Here is a 16,559-nt window from a genome sequence, read left to right as displayed (position 1 = left end):
GCAAAAATTTCAACAATAGTAACATCAGATCTCTGCAGAGTGCAGGGGATTTTGTGGCACAATAGTGTTTTGTCATCTTGAATATTTAATTGCAATAAGGAAAAGAGCTTGAGCGCGAAGCATTTGTCCAGGCCAATGTCACTTACGGACCATTTAGCCAGAGTCTTGAAGGAAGCAAGTCTGATTGTTGTTATCGGTTGCTGTGTATTTATGTGCATTGCAATATGGAGCTATAACCCACAGGATCCTGGGTGGTCTCATGCTGGTTATCAACCGCATGTTTCAAATTGGGCGGGCGCAACGGGGGCTTGGATATCGGATATCCTTTTTTCCTTTGTTGGCGCGGCGGCGTATATTGTACCCATTTTAATCCTTTGGCCTGCTATCCGTTTTATGTGGCGGCGATATGTTGGCATTGTCGATGCTGTTCCATTTTTTATGTTGAGAACCACTGGCGCTATTTTCCTTCTTTTGCCTATCAGTGTTCTTTCATCTATCCATGTTTCTAACCAAGAGTTGGGTTATCCCTTTACCGCCGGAGGTTTGGTTGGTCTTGCGCTTTCAGACCTCGCTGTGTCCTTGGTGAGCGTGCCGGGTGCAACCGTTGTTGCTTTGACGGTTATGTTTTTTGGGCTCACTCTGTTTATGGAGACTTCATGGCAGAAATTGCTTGAACGAATCGGCTCAATTCCCTTTAAAGCAGTCGGCGTTCTCGTTGGCTTGGCACAAATCCGTATTCCTGTGCCAAAACTGAGCGTGCCTAAGCCTAAAGTGCAGCCAACGCCTGTAAAAGACCCCACAGCTAAAACTTTCAAAACCGCAACTGAAAGTATGTCCGCTCGTAAGCGCGAAGAGCCAGCGTTGGATCAAGTGCCTGATTTGGATCTGACATCTTTTTCCAAGAGTGATATCAATATTACCTTGGAAGAGGATGGCACAACAATGACATCAAATGCTGGTAATCGCGATTTCCACATTACGCTGGAAGAGGAGCCAGTCGCTGTCACGGAGCCCGTCAAGTGGGCAGAGAGTCGTCCACTGGTCGCGGAGGAAATAGTACCTTCGCCTGCGCCTGAAGCATCTGAGGCGAAGGTGGTGCCCTTTACGGCTCGCCGAATGGTCGAAGATACCCTTACAGCAGCAAAAAAACACCTGAAAATCGTGCCGCTATCAGAGACGCACACCCCGATCGCCAATACAGATCTTGATTTAGAAGAGGCAGGTAAAATCTCACAAGCCGCCCGTGAAACCAGCATGACGCTGCCATCAGTGGAAGCACTCCTGGACCCGCCAGAAAAGAAAAGTGAGCAAGGGTACACAGAAGAACAACTGGAGCATATGTCACGTTTGCTTGAAGAAAAGCTTAAAGATTTCAGTGTGATAGCCGAAGTTGTTGAAGTAAATCCTGGTCCTGTGATTACACGGTTTGAAATTCAGCCGGCACCGGGGGTGAAGGCGAGTAAGATCAGTAACCTTGCCCGAGATTTGGCGCGTTCCATGGCGGTTTCCAGTGTTCGCGTTGTTGAAGTCATTCCGGGTAAGTCAGTTGTAGGGATTGAGATACCCAACGAAAGTCGCCAGATTGTTCACCTGAGTGAGGTGTTGAGTTCTTCATTGTTTAGTGAAGCGAAATCCAAGTTAACCTTAGCGTTGGGCAACGATATCGCAGGCAATCCGGTCGTTACGAATTTAGCAAAGATGCCTCACTTGTTGGTTGCAGGTACGACTGGATCGGGTAAGTCGGTCGGGGTTAATGCCATGCTGCTGAGTTTGCTGTTCAAAGCGACACCTAAAGAGGTGCGCCTGATTCTCGTGGATCCTAAAATGTTGGAGTTGTCTATCTATGAAGGCATTCCGCATTTGTTAACGCCGGTTATTACCGATATGAAAGAGGCCGCAGGCGGATTGCGCTGGTGTGTTGGCGAAATGGAGCGTCGCTACAAGCTCATGGCAAAAATGGGCGTTAGGAATTTAGCAGGCTTTAACGACAAAGTTTTGCAAGCGGAAGAGGAGGGTGTTCCTCTAAGAGATCCTTTATGGAATGCCAGTGATTACGGTTTGCCTGCAGACGAGCCAGCACCTTGCTTAGAAACCCTGCCTTATATTGTCGTGGTCATTGACGAATTTGCTGACATGATGATGATGGTTGGTAAAAAAGTTGAGGAGCTCATCGCTCGTATAGCCCAGAAAGCGAGGGCTGCAGGTATTCACTTGATTTTAGCAACGCAGCGTCCATCCGTTGATGTTATTACTGGCTTGATTAAAGCGAACGTTCCGACACGTATTGCCTTCCAAGTGTCGTCTAAAATTGACTCTCGAACCATCCTCGATCAATCTGGAGCCGAAAATCTTCTAGGTCATGGCGATATGCTCTACCTCCCTGCAGGTACGAGTATTCCGAATCGTGTGCATGGCGCGTTTGTCAGTGATGACGAAGTTCATCGCACCGTTGAGGCATGGAAGCGATTGGGACCTCCGAACTATCTTGACGAAATTGTGTCAGAGGGGTCTGAAGAAGGCTCGTTTAGCGCCGGTTCAGGTGGAATGTTCGATGATGAACAAGATGCGCTGTATGATGAAGCGGTTGCCTTTGTGACGGAAAGTCGTAAAGCATCCATCTCGGCGGTTCAGCGTCGGCTTAAGATTGGCTATAACCGAGCAGCAAGAATGATTGAAACCATGGAAGCGGCTGGTGTTGTAACATCTGCCGGATCAAACGGCCAACGTGAAGTGATTGCTCCCCCGCCACCTAGAGATTAAAAATTGAGGATATGAATTCTATGTTTAAAGGTTTACGACGGCTGGCTGTAGGGCTTGCGTTTATGGCGGCATTGCCTGTTCACGCGAATGCGCTTGATCAGCTTGCGTCCTTATTAACGGGTTATGAGCGTTTTAGTGCTCGATTTGAGCAGTTCTCTTCCGGCGAACAAGGAACGCGTGGTGAGGTGACTTCAGGGTATTTGGCGGTGTCACGTCCTGATAAATTTGTTTGGAACACCGAAACACCTTTCCCTCAGGAAATTGTGTCGGATGGCGAGTACATCTGGATCTACGACACAGATCTTGAACAAGCAACGCGCAAGTCTGCCGATCAAAACACAGAGAGTGCTCCAGCCTTGATTTTAAATGGCCGTATCCATGAGCTGGATCGTATGTACGAAGTCACCCTCTTACAAAGATCGGTCGATATGGAGGTGTTTGAGCTGATTCCAAAACTTCCACAAGAAGCGATGTTTTCTAGAATTCGCTTATTGTTCAAAGATGCAGTTTTATCCGAGTTTTTGTTAGACGACACACTAGGACAGCGCTCAACCATCATGCTGTCAGAGGTGCAACTGAATCCAGAGCTGGATGAGTCGATCTTTTCCTTTACGCCGCCTGATGATGTCGATGTTCTCTACGAGAGCGATCGTTAATGCAAGATCTGTTTACAGATGAAATGCAAGAGCAGGCCTACCAACCACTGGCCGCCAGAATGCGGCCAAAACAGCTAAGTGAGTACGTAGGCCAAGGACATCTTTTGGGTGAAGGTAAACCCTTGCGCCGAGCGCTGGAGCAAGGCTTTGTGCACTCCATGATTTTATGGGGGCCTCCAGGTGTTGGTAAAACGACCTTGGCTCGACTGGTCGCGACACATGTCGATGCGCATTTTATTACCTTGTCTGCTGTTTTATCAGGTGTGAAAGATATCCGAGCCGCGATTGAAGAAGCGCAGCAAGTTCGGGCCAACAAAGGTCGGAAAACACTCCTGTTTGTTGACGAGGTGCATCGCTTTAATAAATCGCAACAAGATGCATTTTTGCCTTATGTTGAAGATGGAACGGTAGTATTTATAGGTGCCACAACCGAGAATCCATCCTTTGAACTTAACAATGCATTGTTGTCACGGGCGAGGGTGTATTTGCTTAGATCCCTAACCTCTGACGATATTGCCCAGCTACTGGAACGAGCCTTAACTTCCTCGGAAGGTTTAGGAAAAAGTATCTGGCACTTTGATGAAGGGGTAAGGGAGCAGCTCATTCAGGCGGCAGATGGCGATGCGCGCCGAGCACTCAACTTATTGGAAATTGCGTCTGACTTAGCCATGCTTGATCCCAAGACAGGCGAAACGCGGATTAGCTTAGACACCCTGGATGAAGTTCTAAAAGCCGGAGGGCGGCGTTTTGATAAAGGTGGCGATCAGTTTTACGATATGATTTCTGCCTTCCATAAATCGGTGCGCGGTTCTTCAGCGGACGGTGCGCTGTATTGGTATTGTCGCATGTTAGACGGTGGCTGCTATCCTCTTTATATTGCACGACGTTTAGTAGCCATTGCGTCTGAAGACATCGGCAATGCAGATCCCAGAGCCATGCAGGTTTGTATTGCAGCTTGGGATGCATTCGAGCGGGTGGGACCTGCTGAGGGTGAGCGAGCAATAGCTCAAGCGGCTGTCTACTGTGCCTGTGCGCCGAAAAGCAATGCCCTGTATCGTGCGTTTAATCAATGCTTAGCGGATGTGAAAACGGATCCGAGCTATGAAGTGCCAAATCATCTGCGCAATGCCCCCACAAAATTAATGAAAGAACAGGGCTATGGCGCTGAGTATCGTTATGCTCACGATGAGCCAGACGCCTTTGCCGCAGGTGAGGAATATTTGCCCGAAGCCATTCATCAGCGTCGCTATTATGAGCCTGCGTCTCGTGGGCTAGAGATACGCATAGGTGAAAAGCTTGAGTATCTACAACGCTTAAATGCTCAAAGTGCTAAGAAGCGCTATTCGGAGCGTTAAAAAACTGATTTGCAGCAATATTTGTGCTGGAATATGTTAACATTTCTTCAGTGACCATGTTCTCATGCGTCTGATTTTTATATGATGTCCCCCATTCAATTATGTGGTTCATCGCGTACTGTCGTTAGTTACTAACCCTCTGACCTTTCCGGTCGATGATGACTGGATATTTTGAGCCCAGGAAGAGTCTTGAATGCTTGATCCAAAATTAGTTCGTGCCAATCCAGAAGATGTTGCTCGCTTGTTGAGAAAAAAGGGCTTTGAGTTCCCTGTTGCGGCCTTCAATACGTTAGAAGAGCAGCGCCGCACCTTACAAGTCGAAACTGAAAGTTTACAAAACGAGCGCAATACTCGCTCGAAAAGCATTGGGCAGGCAAAGGCCTCGGGACAAGATATTGCCCCTCTTTTGGCTGAAGTCAGTGCGTTAGGCGAAAAGCTTGATCAAGCCAAAGCCGCGCTTCAGCAGGTGCAATCTCAATTAGACGACTTGCTCTTAGGGATACCCAATATTCCAGATGCGTCTGTGCCCGAAGGTGCCGATGAAAATGACAATGTTGAAGTAAGACGTTGGGGAGCGCCTGCCGATTTTGATTTCGATGTACTGGATCATGTTGCTGTGGGTGAGCGTAACGCAGCGCTGGACTTCGAAACAGCCGCAAAGCTGACCGGATCACGTTTTGCCGTTATGCGTGGTCCGATGGCGCGTTTACATCGTGCCTTGGCTCAGTTCATGCTCGATACCCATACGCTTGAGCATGGCTACGAAGAAGTCAACGTGCCATTCATGGTGAATGCTGATTCTTTACAGGGAACAGGGCAGTTACCCAAGTTTGAAGAAGACCTCTTTAAAGTGCCATTTGGCGATCGTAACTATTACTTGATTCCGACGGCCGAAGTGCCTGTCACCAACCTCGTGCGTGACCAAATCATAGAAGCCAACCAACTTCCACTTAAGTATGTTGCGCATACTCCGTGTTTCCGCTCAGAGGCGGGCGCTTCAGGGCGTGATACTCGCGGTATGATTCGCCAACATCAGTTTGAAAAAGTTGAGTTGGTGCATTTGGTTGCTCCAGAGCAGTCGATGCAGGCGTTAGAAGAACTCACTGGGCACGCCGAACGAATTCTGCAGTTGCTCGATTTGCCTTACCGTGTTGTGTGCCTCTGTGGTGGCGATATGGGCTTTGGTGCGGTGAAAACCTACGATATCGAGGTTTGGTTACCGGGTCAGCAAAAGTATCGTGAAATCTCATCTTGCTCACTCATGGGTGACTTCCAGGCACGCCGTATGATGGCGAGATGGCGTAATCCTGAGACAGGTAAGCCTGAGTTGCTGCACACGCTAAACGGCTCTGGTTTAGCTGTTGGACGTACATTAGTAGCGGTCCTTGAAAATTATCAGCAAGCCAATGGATCAATTAAAGTTCCAACAGTTCTACAACCCTACATGGGTGGCGTTGAAGAAATTTAATGCCCTCTTTGTTTTTTGAGTGAAAGGCGTGAGGAGTGTGCGATGAAAAAAGGTCAATATGACATTATTATCGTGGGCGGCGGCATGGTGGGCTCGGCCATTGCGTGTGCATTGGGCGGTTCACGCTACTCGGTCGCTGTTCTGGAAAACCAGTACCCTGCGCCTTTTAGTTTCGAGCAACCTCACGATTTGCGTGTGTCGGCCATTAGCGTGGCATCGGAAACCCTCTTGCGAAATGTCGGGGCGTGGGAAGGCATTACCTCAAGACGGTTGTGCCCCTATCGTCGGATGAAAGTTTGGGAATCCGATGCAGACAAAGCCGCCACTGAGTTTAATTCAACCGATATTAACGAGCCTTACCTAGGCAACATCGTTGAGAATCGAATTGTCCAGCTTGCTTTGCTTGAAAGGCTGTCTGAGTTTGATAACGTTGATTTGTTATGCCCGGTTAAAACTCAATCCATTGATTATTCTCCTGGGTCGAGCATTGTCACGCTAGAGGATGGACAAGAGCTGATAGGTCGCCTTTTAATAGGCGCAGATGGTGGTAGTTCGAATGTTCGCCAAGCCGCGGGAATAGGCGTTACTCAATGGGATTATGCTCAGCATGCGCTCATTGCCTCCGTGAAAACAGCCTATCCGCAGCAGGACATTACATGGCAGCAGTTTACTCCGACTGGACCTTTGGCGTTTTTGCCCTTGTCTGGATCGCATGCGTCTTTGGTATGGTATAACACGCCCAATGATGTGAAGCGATTGCTGGCGTTGGATGATGATGCCTTTAATCGAGCTCTGCACGAGCAGTTTCCAAGTTGCTTAGGCAAGATAGATGCAATACTGGAGAGAGGCTTTTTCCCCTTGCGTCGTCAGCATGCGCATCGCTACGTTGATGATGGGGTGGCATTGGTAGGCGATGCTGCGCACATGATCCATCCCTTGGCTGGGCAGGGTGTTAATATTGGCTTTTTAGATGCTGCAGCAATATCCGCTTGTTTATTAGATGCTCAAGATCAGCAGGACTTTTACAGCATGGCTTGGCTTGCGCGCTATGAGAAGGAGCGCCGTCATCCTAATTTGCTGATGATGCAATCAATGGATTTTTTCTATAGAGCCTTTAGTAATCGTATTCTGCCGATTAAGCTTTTGCGAAATATAGGATTGGGTGTTGCGGGCCGGCTGCCTTTTGCGAAGGAGCATGTTATGCGTCTGGCAATGGGAATAGAAGGGCAGTTGCCTGAGCTTTCTCGACGATTCGGTTAAAAAAAAGGCCATGATTTTCATCATGGCCAAAAAATAGGTTGCAATGTGGCAGCGTAAAATTAACTTGCTGGAGTTGCTTTTCCAGGAGGTGAAATTTTGCGAGCTGGCGTTGTTTTCGCTGGCGCTGCTTTTTCTACAGTTGCTTCAACTACTTCTTTAACTTCTTCAGCGGCTTCTTCAACCTTTTTTGCGGTTGGAATCAAGCTGCTAATATCAAACTTGCTGAAATCCATGCTTTTCAGATCAGGCATTAAAAAAGGTACATCGCCTATATCTGCAAAAGACTTTTCAACAATTTCAGTGATTTTGTCTTTGGCTTCAGTTAATGCTGCTAATTCTTTTTCAGCAACATGTGTAAATTTAGCATCAAGGGTTTTGAAGTATTCAACCTGAAGATGCAGAGCTTCTTGAGGATCTTTGGCTTCAACGAGTGCTTTAAATTGAGCAAGGCTAGTATTCACAAAGTCAGATACATAGTCTGATTGGAGAGCAATCAGTTTCTCTGCTGTTGACTTGTTCACTTCAGCCATTTCCAATGCGGGCTTGAGTTTTTCCTTAACAGGCTCTAACTGTTCTTCAACATTCTTCAGTAGGCTTTCGGACAGTTCTGTCACTGGCTTGAATACATCTTGAAGGTCTTTAAGTGGATCAGTCATGAGATTTCCCTCGTTTAATTCTAAATTGTGCGTTGCAACATTGACGCTATGTAACCTTAAATGTTTCAGGCTGTCAAGCATAAAATTATTGCACCGCACAAAAACTATTTCTTGGTAAAGTTCTTGACCATATTTTCCATTTCTGAGAAATACGATTTGTCTGCCGCTTCCTTAAGAGTCTTTTCCATTAAAACAGTCAGTTGAGCTTTGGCTTCACTTAAAGCAGACACTTCCTGCTGCGCAACATCTGCAATTTTGGCCTCAATTTCTTTTAGGTATTTGAGTTGTGCTTCCATTGCTTCTTTAGGATCTTTGATATCGGTCAGTGCCTTCATTTGTGCCATGCTTGAGCTTACAAATTCATTCACGTATTTTGACTGCAATGCGATGAGTTTTTCTGCGGTCTTTTTGTTGATTTCAGCCATTTCCATCACTGGTTGCATAGAGTTTTTCAGTTCTTCATACATAGTCAACACCCTCTTGTTGGTTGGTCATGCTGCATTGCAGCAAATATCAATGATTGAGTTTACTTTTTTACGTGTATTTTGCATATGAATGCAAGAGCAACATTAGGTTAACTTCTAACACATAATTGTGAAAAAATCCTGATAACCACTGAAATTCATGATCTGAATCTATACAATCAACATTATATAAACTGAAAGGGCGTAAGAAACACCTGCTTGCTTCGTATTTGCAGGGTTCATCCTTTCGCTATCTGATCTATATTTCATTTTGATCCTCTAAGTATTAAGGCAGGAATTTCTTCATTTATGAACGCACATGCCAGTTTTGATTTTCTTCGCTCTCAGGTTATTCAGTCGTTAGATATTGAAGTGTTTGAGTATAAACATCGTAAAACAGGGGCTTTGCACTACCATATTGCAGCGAATCGTGATGAAAACGTTTTCTTGGTCGCGTTCAGAACGGTTCCTGAAGATTCATCAGGAGTCGCACACATACTGGAACACACAGCCTTGTGCGGCAGTGAGCGTTTTCCAGTTCGCGACCCCTTCTTTATGATGACGCGCCGTTCACTCAATACCTTTATGAATGCCTTTACCAGCAGCGATTGGACGGCGTATCCTTTTGCGAGTCAAAATCGAAAAGACTTTTTCAATCTTCTAGATGTCTATCTTGATGCGACCTTCTTTTCACGTTTAGACCCTTTGGATTTTGCGCAAGAAGGGCACCGAGTCGAGTTTGAAAAAGCAGATGATCCCAGCACCCCTTTGGTCTACAAGGGCGTTGTGTTTAATGAAATGAAGGGTGCGATGAGCTCGCCTTCATCTGTTTTGTGGCAGACTCTGACGCGTTACCTGTTCCCTGAGACGACGTATCACCATAACTCAGGGGGGGAGCCTGCGTGTATCCCCGATCTGACCTATGAGCAATTGCTGGACTTTTATAAGAGCCATTACCATCCGACGAATGCGGTGTTTATGACGTTCGGCGATATTCCGGTTGAAGTTTTGCAAGAGAAAATGCACGAGCAGGCTCTGAGTCGATTCGAAGCCAGTCCAATCACCCTAAGTGTCCCCGATGAAAAGCGATACTTCTCTCCTGTCAGGATCGAAGAAGCCTATGCCTGTGATGAAGCGGATTTGTCAGAGCACACCCATCATGTTCTAGGATGGCTGCTGCCTAAATCCATTGATACAGAAGCGCTGATGGAAGGCCATCTGTTATCGCGCGTCTTGTTAGATAACTCAAGCTCGCCTTTACGTGCCGCGCTGGAATCGAGCGGATTGGGATCGGGTCCTTCGCCACTCTGTGGGCTTGAGGATTCCAATCGTGAAATGAGTTTCATGTGCGGAATTGAAGGCAGTGAGGTTGAGAAAGCATCTGAATTTGAAGCCCTCGTTTTCGATACGCTCCAACGTGTCGTGGATGAAGGGGTCGACTTGCGTATGGTCGAAGCGCAGTTGCATCAACTTGAGTTAAGCCAGCGTGAAATTACAGGTGATGGTTATCCGTTTGGTTTGCAGCTGATTTTAGCAGGCTTATCATCCGCCATTCACCGTGGCGATCCGCTCGCCGCCATTAATATTGACCCCATTCTCGAAACCTTAAGAGAAAAAATTCAAGATCCCCAGTATATTCCTTCGCTGATTAAGCGCTGGTTGTTAGACAACCCTCATCGCGTGCGTGTTACGCTGCGTCCCGATGATAAAATCAGTAGCTTAAAAGATGCCGCCGAAAAGGAAACGCTTGCGCTAAAGAAATCACAATTAACGCCAGAAGAAATTCAAGCAGTGATTGATCAGGCGCATGCCTTAGAAGCGCGTCAGCAGCAAGTCGATGATGACTCCGTTTTGCCGTGCGTTACTCTGGACGATGTCCCGCTGGATTTAAAACTGCCTGAATCCCAGTCTTTGCCCTTACCTCAGTTGGATGCCACTTGGTACAGTGCGGGCACCAATGGCCTAATTTATCAGCAAGTCATTATCGATTTACCGGCTCTAACGGATGATGAATTAGAACTACTGCCCCTGTACTCTCACTGCTTAACTGAGCTTGGGCGTGGGGAATTAGATTATCGCGCAAATCAAGCGCTTCAGAGTGAGGTGGCAGGAAGCTTTTCTGCACACGTCAGTATTCGTGGCTTGCCCGACAATGAACAAGACGTTAAAGCCTTTATGGTGATGTCGGGTAAAGCGCTGCAAGTCAAACAGCAAGAGTTGCTAAGCTTAATGCAAGACACGCTAGTCAATGCACGCTTTGATGAACTGCCCAGAATTCGTGAAATTGTTGCACAGCAACGGACACGTCGTGAACAGTCAATCACAGGAAGAGGTCACAGTTACGCGATGATGGCAGCCTGTGCCGGAATGAGCCCAGCGGCACGTTTGGCGCATTTGAACAGCGGTCTTGCCAGCATTAAATCCGTGAAATCCTTGGATAAGCGACTTGATGATGACAGTGCATTGAGCGCTCTTGGCGCATCTCTGCAAAAGCTGCACGGTAAAATCACCCTGTCGCCAAGACGTTTCTTATTGGTGGCGGAAGAAGAGCATTTAGCAACTGTTCAAAGCAGCTTAGATGCTATTTGGGCAAATGTTCCGAGTTCGCAAGACTTTACCCCCTTTGCTTTGCCTGCAACGCGCTCTTCCGTTAAACAGTTGTGGTTAACCAGCACGCAGGTAAACTTCTGCGCCATGGCGTTTCCAACAGTAACTGGTCAGCATGCCGATGCAGCCGCGTTAACGGTCTTGGGTGACTTCTTACGCAATGGCTACCTGCACAGAGCGATTCGTGAAAAAGGCGGTGCTTATGGTGCCGGTGCTGGGCAGGACAATGGTGATGCTGTTTTCCGTTTCTTTTCATACCGTGACCCACGCATTGAGGGAACGCTGGATGACTTTATTAATGCGCGTGATTGGTTATTGACAGCCGAGCATGACCCTAAAAAGTTAGAAGAAGCGATTCTGGGTGTTATTAGTTCAATCGATAAGCCAGGCTCACCGGCTGGCGAGGCGAAGCAGGCTTACCATGCCAGCTTGTTTGGGCGTACACCTGAGCTTCGTAGAGAGTTCCGTAAACGGATACTATCGGTAACGCTCGAGGATCTTAAGCGGGTCGCAGGCGAATGGCTGACTCTCGATCAAGCGAGCATTGCCGTTGTCACCAACCTCAAAAATTCAGAATCACTCTCTGAGACCTTTGATCGCATCGAAATCTAGCATTGGAAGTGTGAATTGAGTCCTCTTGCCATGGGTGCAGCATTGATTGTTGCATCCGAGATCTTTTTGGTCACCAGCGGTATTTTTGTTCGTCAATTAGGCGATGGTTTGCCGCTGGAAGTCATTGTCTTGATGCGTAATTTGCTGGGCTTGGTTTGGCTCATGCCCTGGATTTTGCGAAGAGGACGGGAAGAGCTGCCAACCTCGCGGTTGCATTTGCATTTTATGCGCTCGCTGATTGGTGTCAGCGCGATGACATGCCTCTTCTACGCTTGGACGCATTTACCCTTAGCACAAGCCGCTATGCTGAAGCAGATGGCACCCTTTTTTGTGCCTATTATTGCTTTATGGTGGCTTAAAGAGTCGATTGATCCAGCGCTAAAATGGGCGATTATCGTCGGATTTGCAGGCGTTGGATTTATTCTTCAACCTGATGAGGGTGTGATTAACCATGCCGTTTTGGTGGGGCTACTTGCTGCGGTGCTCGGTGCGACGGCCAAGGTGTCGGTTAGAACCATGCGCAGCAGCGAATCGCCGCAGAAAATAGTGTTTTACTTTGCCTTTTTCGGAAGCCTGTTGGCCGCGGTGCCTGCCGCATTGAACTGGATGACGCCAACACCGGTTCAGTGGATGTGGTTAGTTGGTCTAGCGGCAAGTTCTACCCTTGCACAACTCTTGCTCAGCAGGGCCTATGGCATGGCTCCGGCAGGTCAGCTAGGGCCCTTTACCTATTCGTCTGTGATTTTTGCTGCACTGATGGGGTGGTTGCTATGGGATGAGCAACTCAATATCTACACCTTTGCGGGCATCAGCCTGGTATGTATTGCTGGATTTATGACATTGCGAAAACGGCGTCACACCTCATAAAGAGGGTACGCCGTTATTTTATGGACGACGAGTCAGTGAATAGACTTTCTCGGTCACGTATCTGTCTTTCACCCATGCGCGATCAAAGGCGCCTTTCAGCTGAATATCAAAGTGCTCGGCGTAGAGTTGATGGACTTCAGCCTCATTGACGGAGAAGGGCGGACCTTTTAAAACCCCGTCCTTGTACTCCATTGCGATTAACATAATATGCGCACCCGGCTTGAGCAGTTGGCTCATGTGATTTGCATACTGAGCCCTCATCTCCGGAGGGAAGGCAATGAGGGCCGCACGGTCATACACTGCATTGATTCCATCAAGATCCTCTGCTTGTAGATGGAAAAAATCACCCGCTAAAAGCCTTAAGCGATCCGCTTTAAACTCCACAAAACGCTCTGTGCGTTCTTTTGTAGGAATAATGTCATTTTCAGAAAAAAATGCGTCTAAGGCGACCTCGAATAACTCAATCCCTAAAACATCGTGCCCCTGTTCGCGCAACCACAACATGTCTAAGCTTTTTCCACACAGGGGAACAAAGACGGGCGCATTGTCCATTAGGCCGAGTTCGCTCCAGTGTTGGCTTAAGTATGTATTAATTTCGGTTTGATGAAAGCCGATTTGGTTTAGCTCCCAGCGGTCTTTCCAAAACTGATGCTCCAACTGCAGACTCCTTTTTATTATCGATTGTTAATATAGCAGCTATCATAGCCTAGTTTTTGATGAGATTCAGGTCTTCAGCTTCTTCCATAGGGCATTCACGATGGGCTTGTTTACTAAAGTGCAACGATAGAGGCGCACTTCAAGCGGTGTTTGCCACTCATCACCCTCGCACGCAACCAAGCGTCCTTCTGCCAGCTCTCGTTCAATGCAGAGTTTCGGCATCCAAGCAATTCCATGACCTTGCAGAGCCATGCCTTTCAAGCCTTCGGCCATCGCTGTTTCGTACACTGTCTTTAAGCGTAAACGTATGGGGTGATGCTTGAGTAGCAGCCGCACCGTTCTGCCTAAAAATGCACCTGATGTATACGACAGAAAGGGAATCGGCTCATCAGAAGGGCTGTTTAAACTATACAGGGGCTGTCCGTCGAGATCGGGTTTACACACGGGGATCATTGACGTATCGAGCAGATGTATCGATGGAAAAATAACGGGATCTAATTGTAAGGTCGCATAGGAATCATAGTAGACCTGCATCATATCGCACTGGCCATCCCTGAGTGCATGAACAGCGTCTTCAACGTTCATTGCGACCAGGCGAATAGAGATTTCATCCGTCAGCTTGCCTAATGAATTCAACCAGTCTGGGAAAAAAGTGAAGGCAAGCGAATGGGCTGCGGCGACCTCTAAAATATCCTGCTGATGCGGGGAGAGACCGCGTAGACGGGTGATTGTTTCGTGCAATTGACTGACGATGCTGCGCGCGCTGATTAAAAATAACTGCCCCTCAGCCGTCAAATTAATGGGCGTTCGGGTGCGATCAACAAGTAGTACGCCAACCGCTTCTTCAAGCGATTTGATTCGGCGACTAAACGCAGGCTGCGTCACATGGCGCTTCTCCGCCGCTTTAGAAAAGCTTTGTGTTGATGCTAAAGCCAGAAAGTCTTCAAGCCAGCGAGTTTCAAAGTCCATTGGTTTAATCTCACGTTATGCATTTCTTGCATAATATATCTGATAATAGCATTGGATTGTAGAGCTAAGATTGTACGAAAATGCGCATGCAGTCAGTCGTTGCACTGATTTATACCATCCATTTTGAGAGCCATCATGATTACAGATATTCCACGTCAGGACGAAATTCTTCAAAAGCCACACCGTATTGAAAAAGATTTGTTGGGTTACCTGGCTGTTCCAGAAGAGGCTTACTACGGGGTTCAAACACAGCGCGCGTTAGAAAACTTTGTGCTTACTGGCGTACCCTTAGCGCATTTTCCAAAATTGATTTTGGGTCTGGCCATGGTGAAGAAGGCCGCTGCATCAGCTAACTTCGATACAGGCCATTTGGAAGCTAAGCATTTAGAAGCGATTCATTATGCGTGCGACTGCCTGATCAATGGTCAATATCACGACCAGTTCGTTGTTGATATGATTCAGGGTGGTGCGGGCACATCAACCAACATGAACGCGAACGAAGTCATTGCCAATATCGGTCTGGAATACCTTGGCTATGCAAAAGGTGCATATGAACACCTGCACCCAAACAATCACGTCAACATGTCTCAGTCAACCAATGATGCCTATCCAACGGCCATCCGCGTGGGTTTGCAGTTATCGCACGCAGAGTTGGTCGACAGCCTAGCGCTGCTGCAAGGTGCATTTGCGAGCAAGCGTGACGAGTTTCATGACGTCATTAAAATGGGCCGTACCCAGTTGCAAGACGCTGTGCCTATGACCTTGGGACAAGAGTTTGGCGCCTATGCAACCACCTTAGGTGAAGATATTGAACGCATCGCTGGCATGTATGATTTGCTGCGCGAAGTGAATCTAGGTGGTACAGCGATTGGTACGGGCATCAACGCTGACCCTCAATACGCCAACTTAGCCGTCGCACACTTGTCCAATGTGTGTGGACACCCTATGCGCTTGGCTGCAGATTTAATTGAAGCGACATCTGACATGGGGGCATTTGTTTTGTTCTCGGGAATGACGAAGCGCTTGGCGATCAAGCTATCAAAAATCTGTAACGACCTTCGTTTGTTGTCCAGCGGACCAAGAACTGGCTTCAATGAAATCAACCTGCCAGCACAACAGCCAGGCTCTTCGATCATGCCAGGCAAGGTAAACCCTGTGATACCTGAAGCTGTTAACCAAGTTGCGTACCAGGTGGTCGGGAATGATATGGCCATCACGATGGCCGCTGAAAATGGTCAATTGCAGTTGAACGTAATGGAGCCATTGATCGCCTATAAGATTCTGGAATCTATGCGCTTGCTGCGACGCGCGATGGATATGCTGCGCGAGCGTTGTGTTGTTGGCATTACCGCTAATCGTGAGCGTTGCCTTGAGCTGGTTAACCAGTCCATTGGCTTGATTACCGCGCTAAACCCTTACATCGGTTATGACAACGCCACTCGCATTGCGCGTACAGCGCTTGAAACTGGAAAGGGCGTGCTGGAGCTGGTAAGAGAGGAGGGCTTGATTGACGATGCGCTTCTGGAAGAGATTCTTAAGCCTGAGAATATGGTTAATCCGCGACGTATAATGCGCTAAATCTGCTTTTTATGCATTCATCTGAGGAAAGTGCGAAAGTGCTTTCCTCTTATTTTTTGTGGTTTCGACTGCGCATCGTATAGATAACCCCCCCTTCTTTATGATTACCGTTCTTGTTTGAGTTGCTTTTATTGCTTATGGTTATAGCCTTGAATTCTTTGCTGTAGCGATAGCTACCCCACAGGGCAGGTCGCTTATTTTCGGCGCATCTTAGCGCAGGGGTTTGTCGCGGTGGTGCTGGTTTCGATTTTATTTTGCCACCCGTTAGCATTCATCTACCTGAATTAATTGCATTTGATCGGCACCCTATTGCTCTTATCATATCTGCTTACACAGTTTTCGCTTACGCAGTTTTATTGGTTGCAGGAGCTTGGCTAGCTCGTGGTCACCTAATGCGCTCTAATATTGCGGCCAAGAAGGACTCGCCGTAAGCGGCACGTCCTATCTTGATAATGGAGCATGTAAGGAATCAAGGTGTGACGATCACGGAGGGGCCTGTAAAGCGAACCGGTGCGGAAGGTTCAATCACGTCATTTTATTTCAGAGATCCCGATGGAAATCTTATTGAAGTCTCAGCCTACCCGAACCTACATGACCTATAAATATAGGTGCCGTTAAATCGTCGTCAAGATGACGAACATGAGATGTTT

The 16,559-nt window shown here is 47.5% G+C and carries 13 protein-coding genes; 9 read left to right on the top strand and 4 right to left on the bottom strand.

Features of this window, described 5'->3' with window-relative positions:
- Window positions 1–135: 135 nt before the first annotated feature.
- From DN062_RS03505 to DN062_RS03485, 5 genes are all read left to right on the top strand, one after another.
- Complete coding sequence (locus DN062_RS03505) at window positions 136–2,760, top strand: DNA translocase FtsK (protein ID WP_112157568.1); 2,625 nt, start codon at window positions 136–138, stop codon at window positions 2,758–2,760.
- 20 nt (window positions 2,761–2,780) lie between these two features.
- Window positions 2,781–3,416, top strand: a complete 636-nt coding sequence (gene lolA / locus DN062_RS03500) for an outer membrane lipoprotein periplasmic chaperone LolA (RefSeq protein WP_162301243.1) — start codon at window positions 2,781–2,783, stop codon at window positions 3,414–3,416.
- Window positions 3,416–4,771, top strand: a complete 1,356-nt coding sequence (locus tag DN062_RS03495; RefSeq protein ID WP_112157564.1) for a replication-associated recombination protein A — start codon at window positions 3,416–3,418, stop codon at window positions 4,769–4,771. Before lolA ends, DN062_RS03495 begins: the two co-directional genes overlap by 1 nt.
- Window positions 4,772–4,964: 193 nt before the next feature.
- The gene (gene serS, locus DN062_RS03490) at window positions 4,965–6,239 is read left to right on the top strand and encodes a serine--tRNA ligase (RefSeq protein WP_112157562.1); all 1,275 of its coding nucleotides are present in this window, start codon (window positions 4,965–4,967) and stop codon (window positions 6,237–6,239) included.
- 42 nt (window positions 6,240–6,281) lie between these two features.
- Window positions 6,282–7,499 (top strand): UbiH/UbiF/VisC/COQ6 family ubiquinone biosynthesis hydroxylase, encoded by a 1,218-nt coding sequence (locus DN062_RS03485; protein ID WP_112157560.1) that lies wholly within the window; start codon window positions 6,282–6,284, stop codon window positions 7,497–7,499.
- Between the two features lie 59 nt (window positions 7,500–7,558).
- On the opposite strand, the gene DN062_RS03480 is transcribed toward DN062_RS03485, so the two are convergent.
- Both DN062_RS03480 and DN062_RS03475 read right to left on the bottom strand, forming a co-directional pair.
- Entirely contained in the window at window positions 7,559–8,236 is a 678-nt protein-coding gene (locus DN062_RS03480; protein WP_112157559.1) for a phasin family protein, read from the bottom strand.
- Window positions 8,237–8,259: 23 nt separating this feature from the next.
- On the bottom strand, window positions 8,260–8,622 hold the full coding sequence (locus tag DN062_RS03475) for a phasin family protein (protein ID WP_112157557.1): 363 nt from the start codon (window positions 8,620–8,622) through the stop codon (window positions 8,260–8,262).
- A gap of 306 nt (window positions 8,623–8,928) precedes the next feature.
- Here DN062_RS03475 and DN062_RS03470 point away from each other — a divergent pair, with 306 nt between their 5' ends.
- Both DN062_RS03470 and DN062_RS03465 read left to right on the top strand, forming a co-directional pair.
- Window positions 8,929–11,838 (top strand): insulinase family protein, encoded by a 2,910-nt coding sequence (locus DN062_RS03470; RefSeq protein WP_112157555.1) that lies wholly within the window; start codon window positions 8,929–8,931, stop codon window positions 11,836–11,838.
- Between the two features lie 15 nt (window positions 11,839–11,853).
- A complete protein-coding gene (locus DN062_RS03465; protein ID WP_239995682.1) occupies window positions 11,854–12,705 on the top strand; it encodes a DMT family transporter in 852 nt (283 codons plus the stop codon).
- 18 nt (window positions 12,706–12,723) lie between these two features.
- On the opposite strand, the gene DN062_RS03460 is transcribed toward DN062_RS03465, so the two are convergent.
- Both DN062_RS03460 and DN062_RS03455 read right to left on the bottom strand, forming a co-directional pair.
- On the bottom strand, window positions 12,724–13,362 hold the full coding sequence (locus DN062_RS03460; RefSeq protein ID WP_162301242.1) for a thiopurine S-methyltransferase: 639 nt from the start codon (window positions 13,360–13,362) through the stop codon (window positions 12,724–12,726).
- A 66-nt stretch (window positions 13,363–13,428) separates the two neighbouring features.
- On the bottom strand, window positions 13,429–14,331 hold the full coding sequence (locus tag DN062_RS03455; RefSeq protein ID WP_112157549.1) for a LysR substrate-binding domain-containing protein: 903 nt from the start codon (window positions 14,329–14,331) through the stop codon (window positions 13,429–13,431).
- A 135-nt stretch (window positions 14,332–14,466) separates the two neighbouring features.
- On the opposite strand from DN062_RS03455, the gene DN062_RS03450 reads away from it, so the two are divergent.
- Both DN062_RS03450 and DN062_RS03440 read left to right on the top strand, forming a co-directional pair.
- Window positions 14,467–15,909 (top strand): aspartate ammonia-lyase, encoded by a 1,443-nt coding sequence (locus DN062_RS03450; protein ID WP_112157547.1) that lies wholly within the window; start codon window positions 14,467–14,469, stop codon window positions 15,907–15,909.
- 452 nt (window positions 15,910–16,361) lie between these two features.
- Window positions 16,362–16,511, top strand: a complete 150-nt coding sequence (locus DN062_RS03440; RefSeq protein WP_112157543.1) for a VOC family protein — start codon at window positions 16,362–16,364, stop codon at window positions 16,509–16,511.
- Window positions 16,512–16,559: the final 48 nt, after the last annotated feature.

Origin of the sequence: Nitrincola tibetensis (assembly GCF_003284585.1) — a bacterium.
Lineage (GTDB): Bacteria > Pseudomonadota > Gammaproteobacteria > Pseudomonadales > Balneatricaceae > Nitrincola > Nitrincola tibetensis.
The sequence above is the reverse complement of the archived record's forward strand: the minus strand, read 5'-3'. Positions and strand labels throughout refer to the sequence as shown.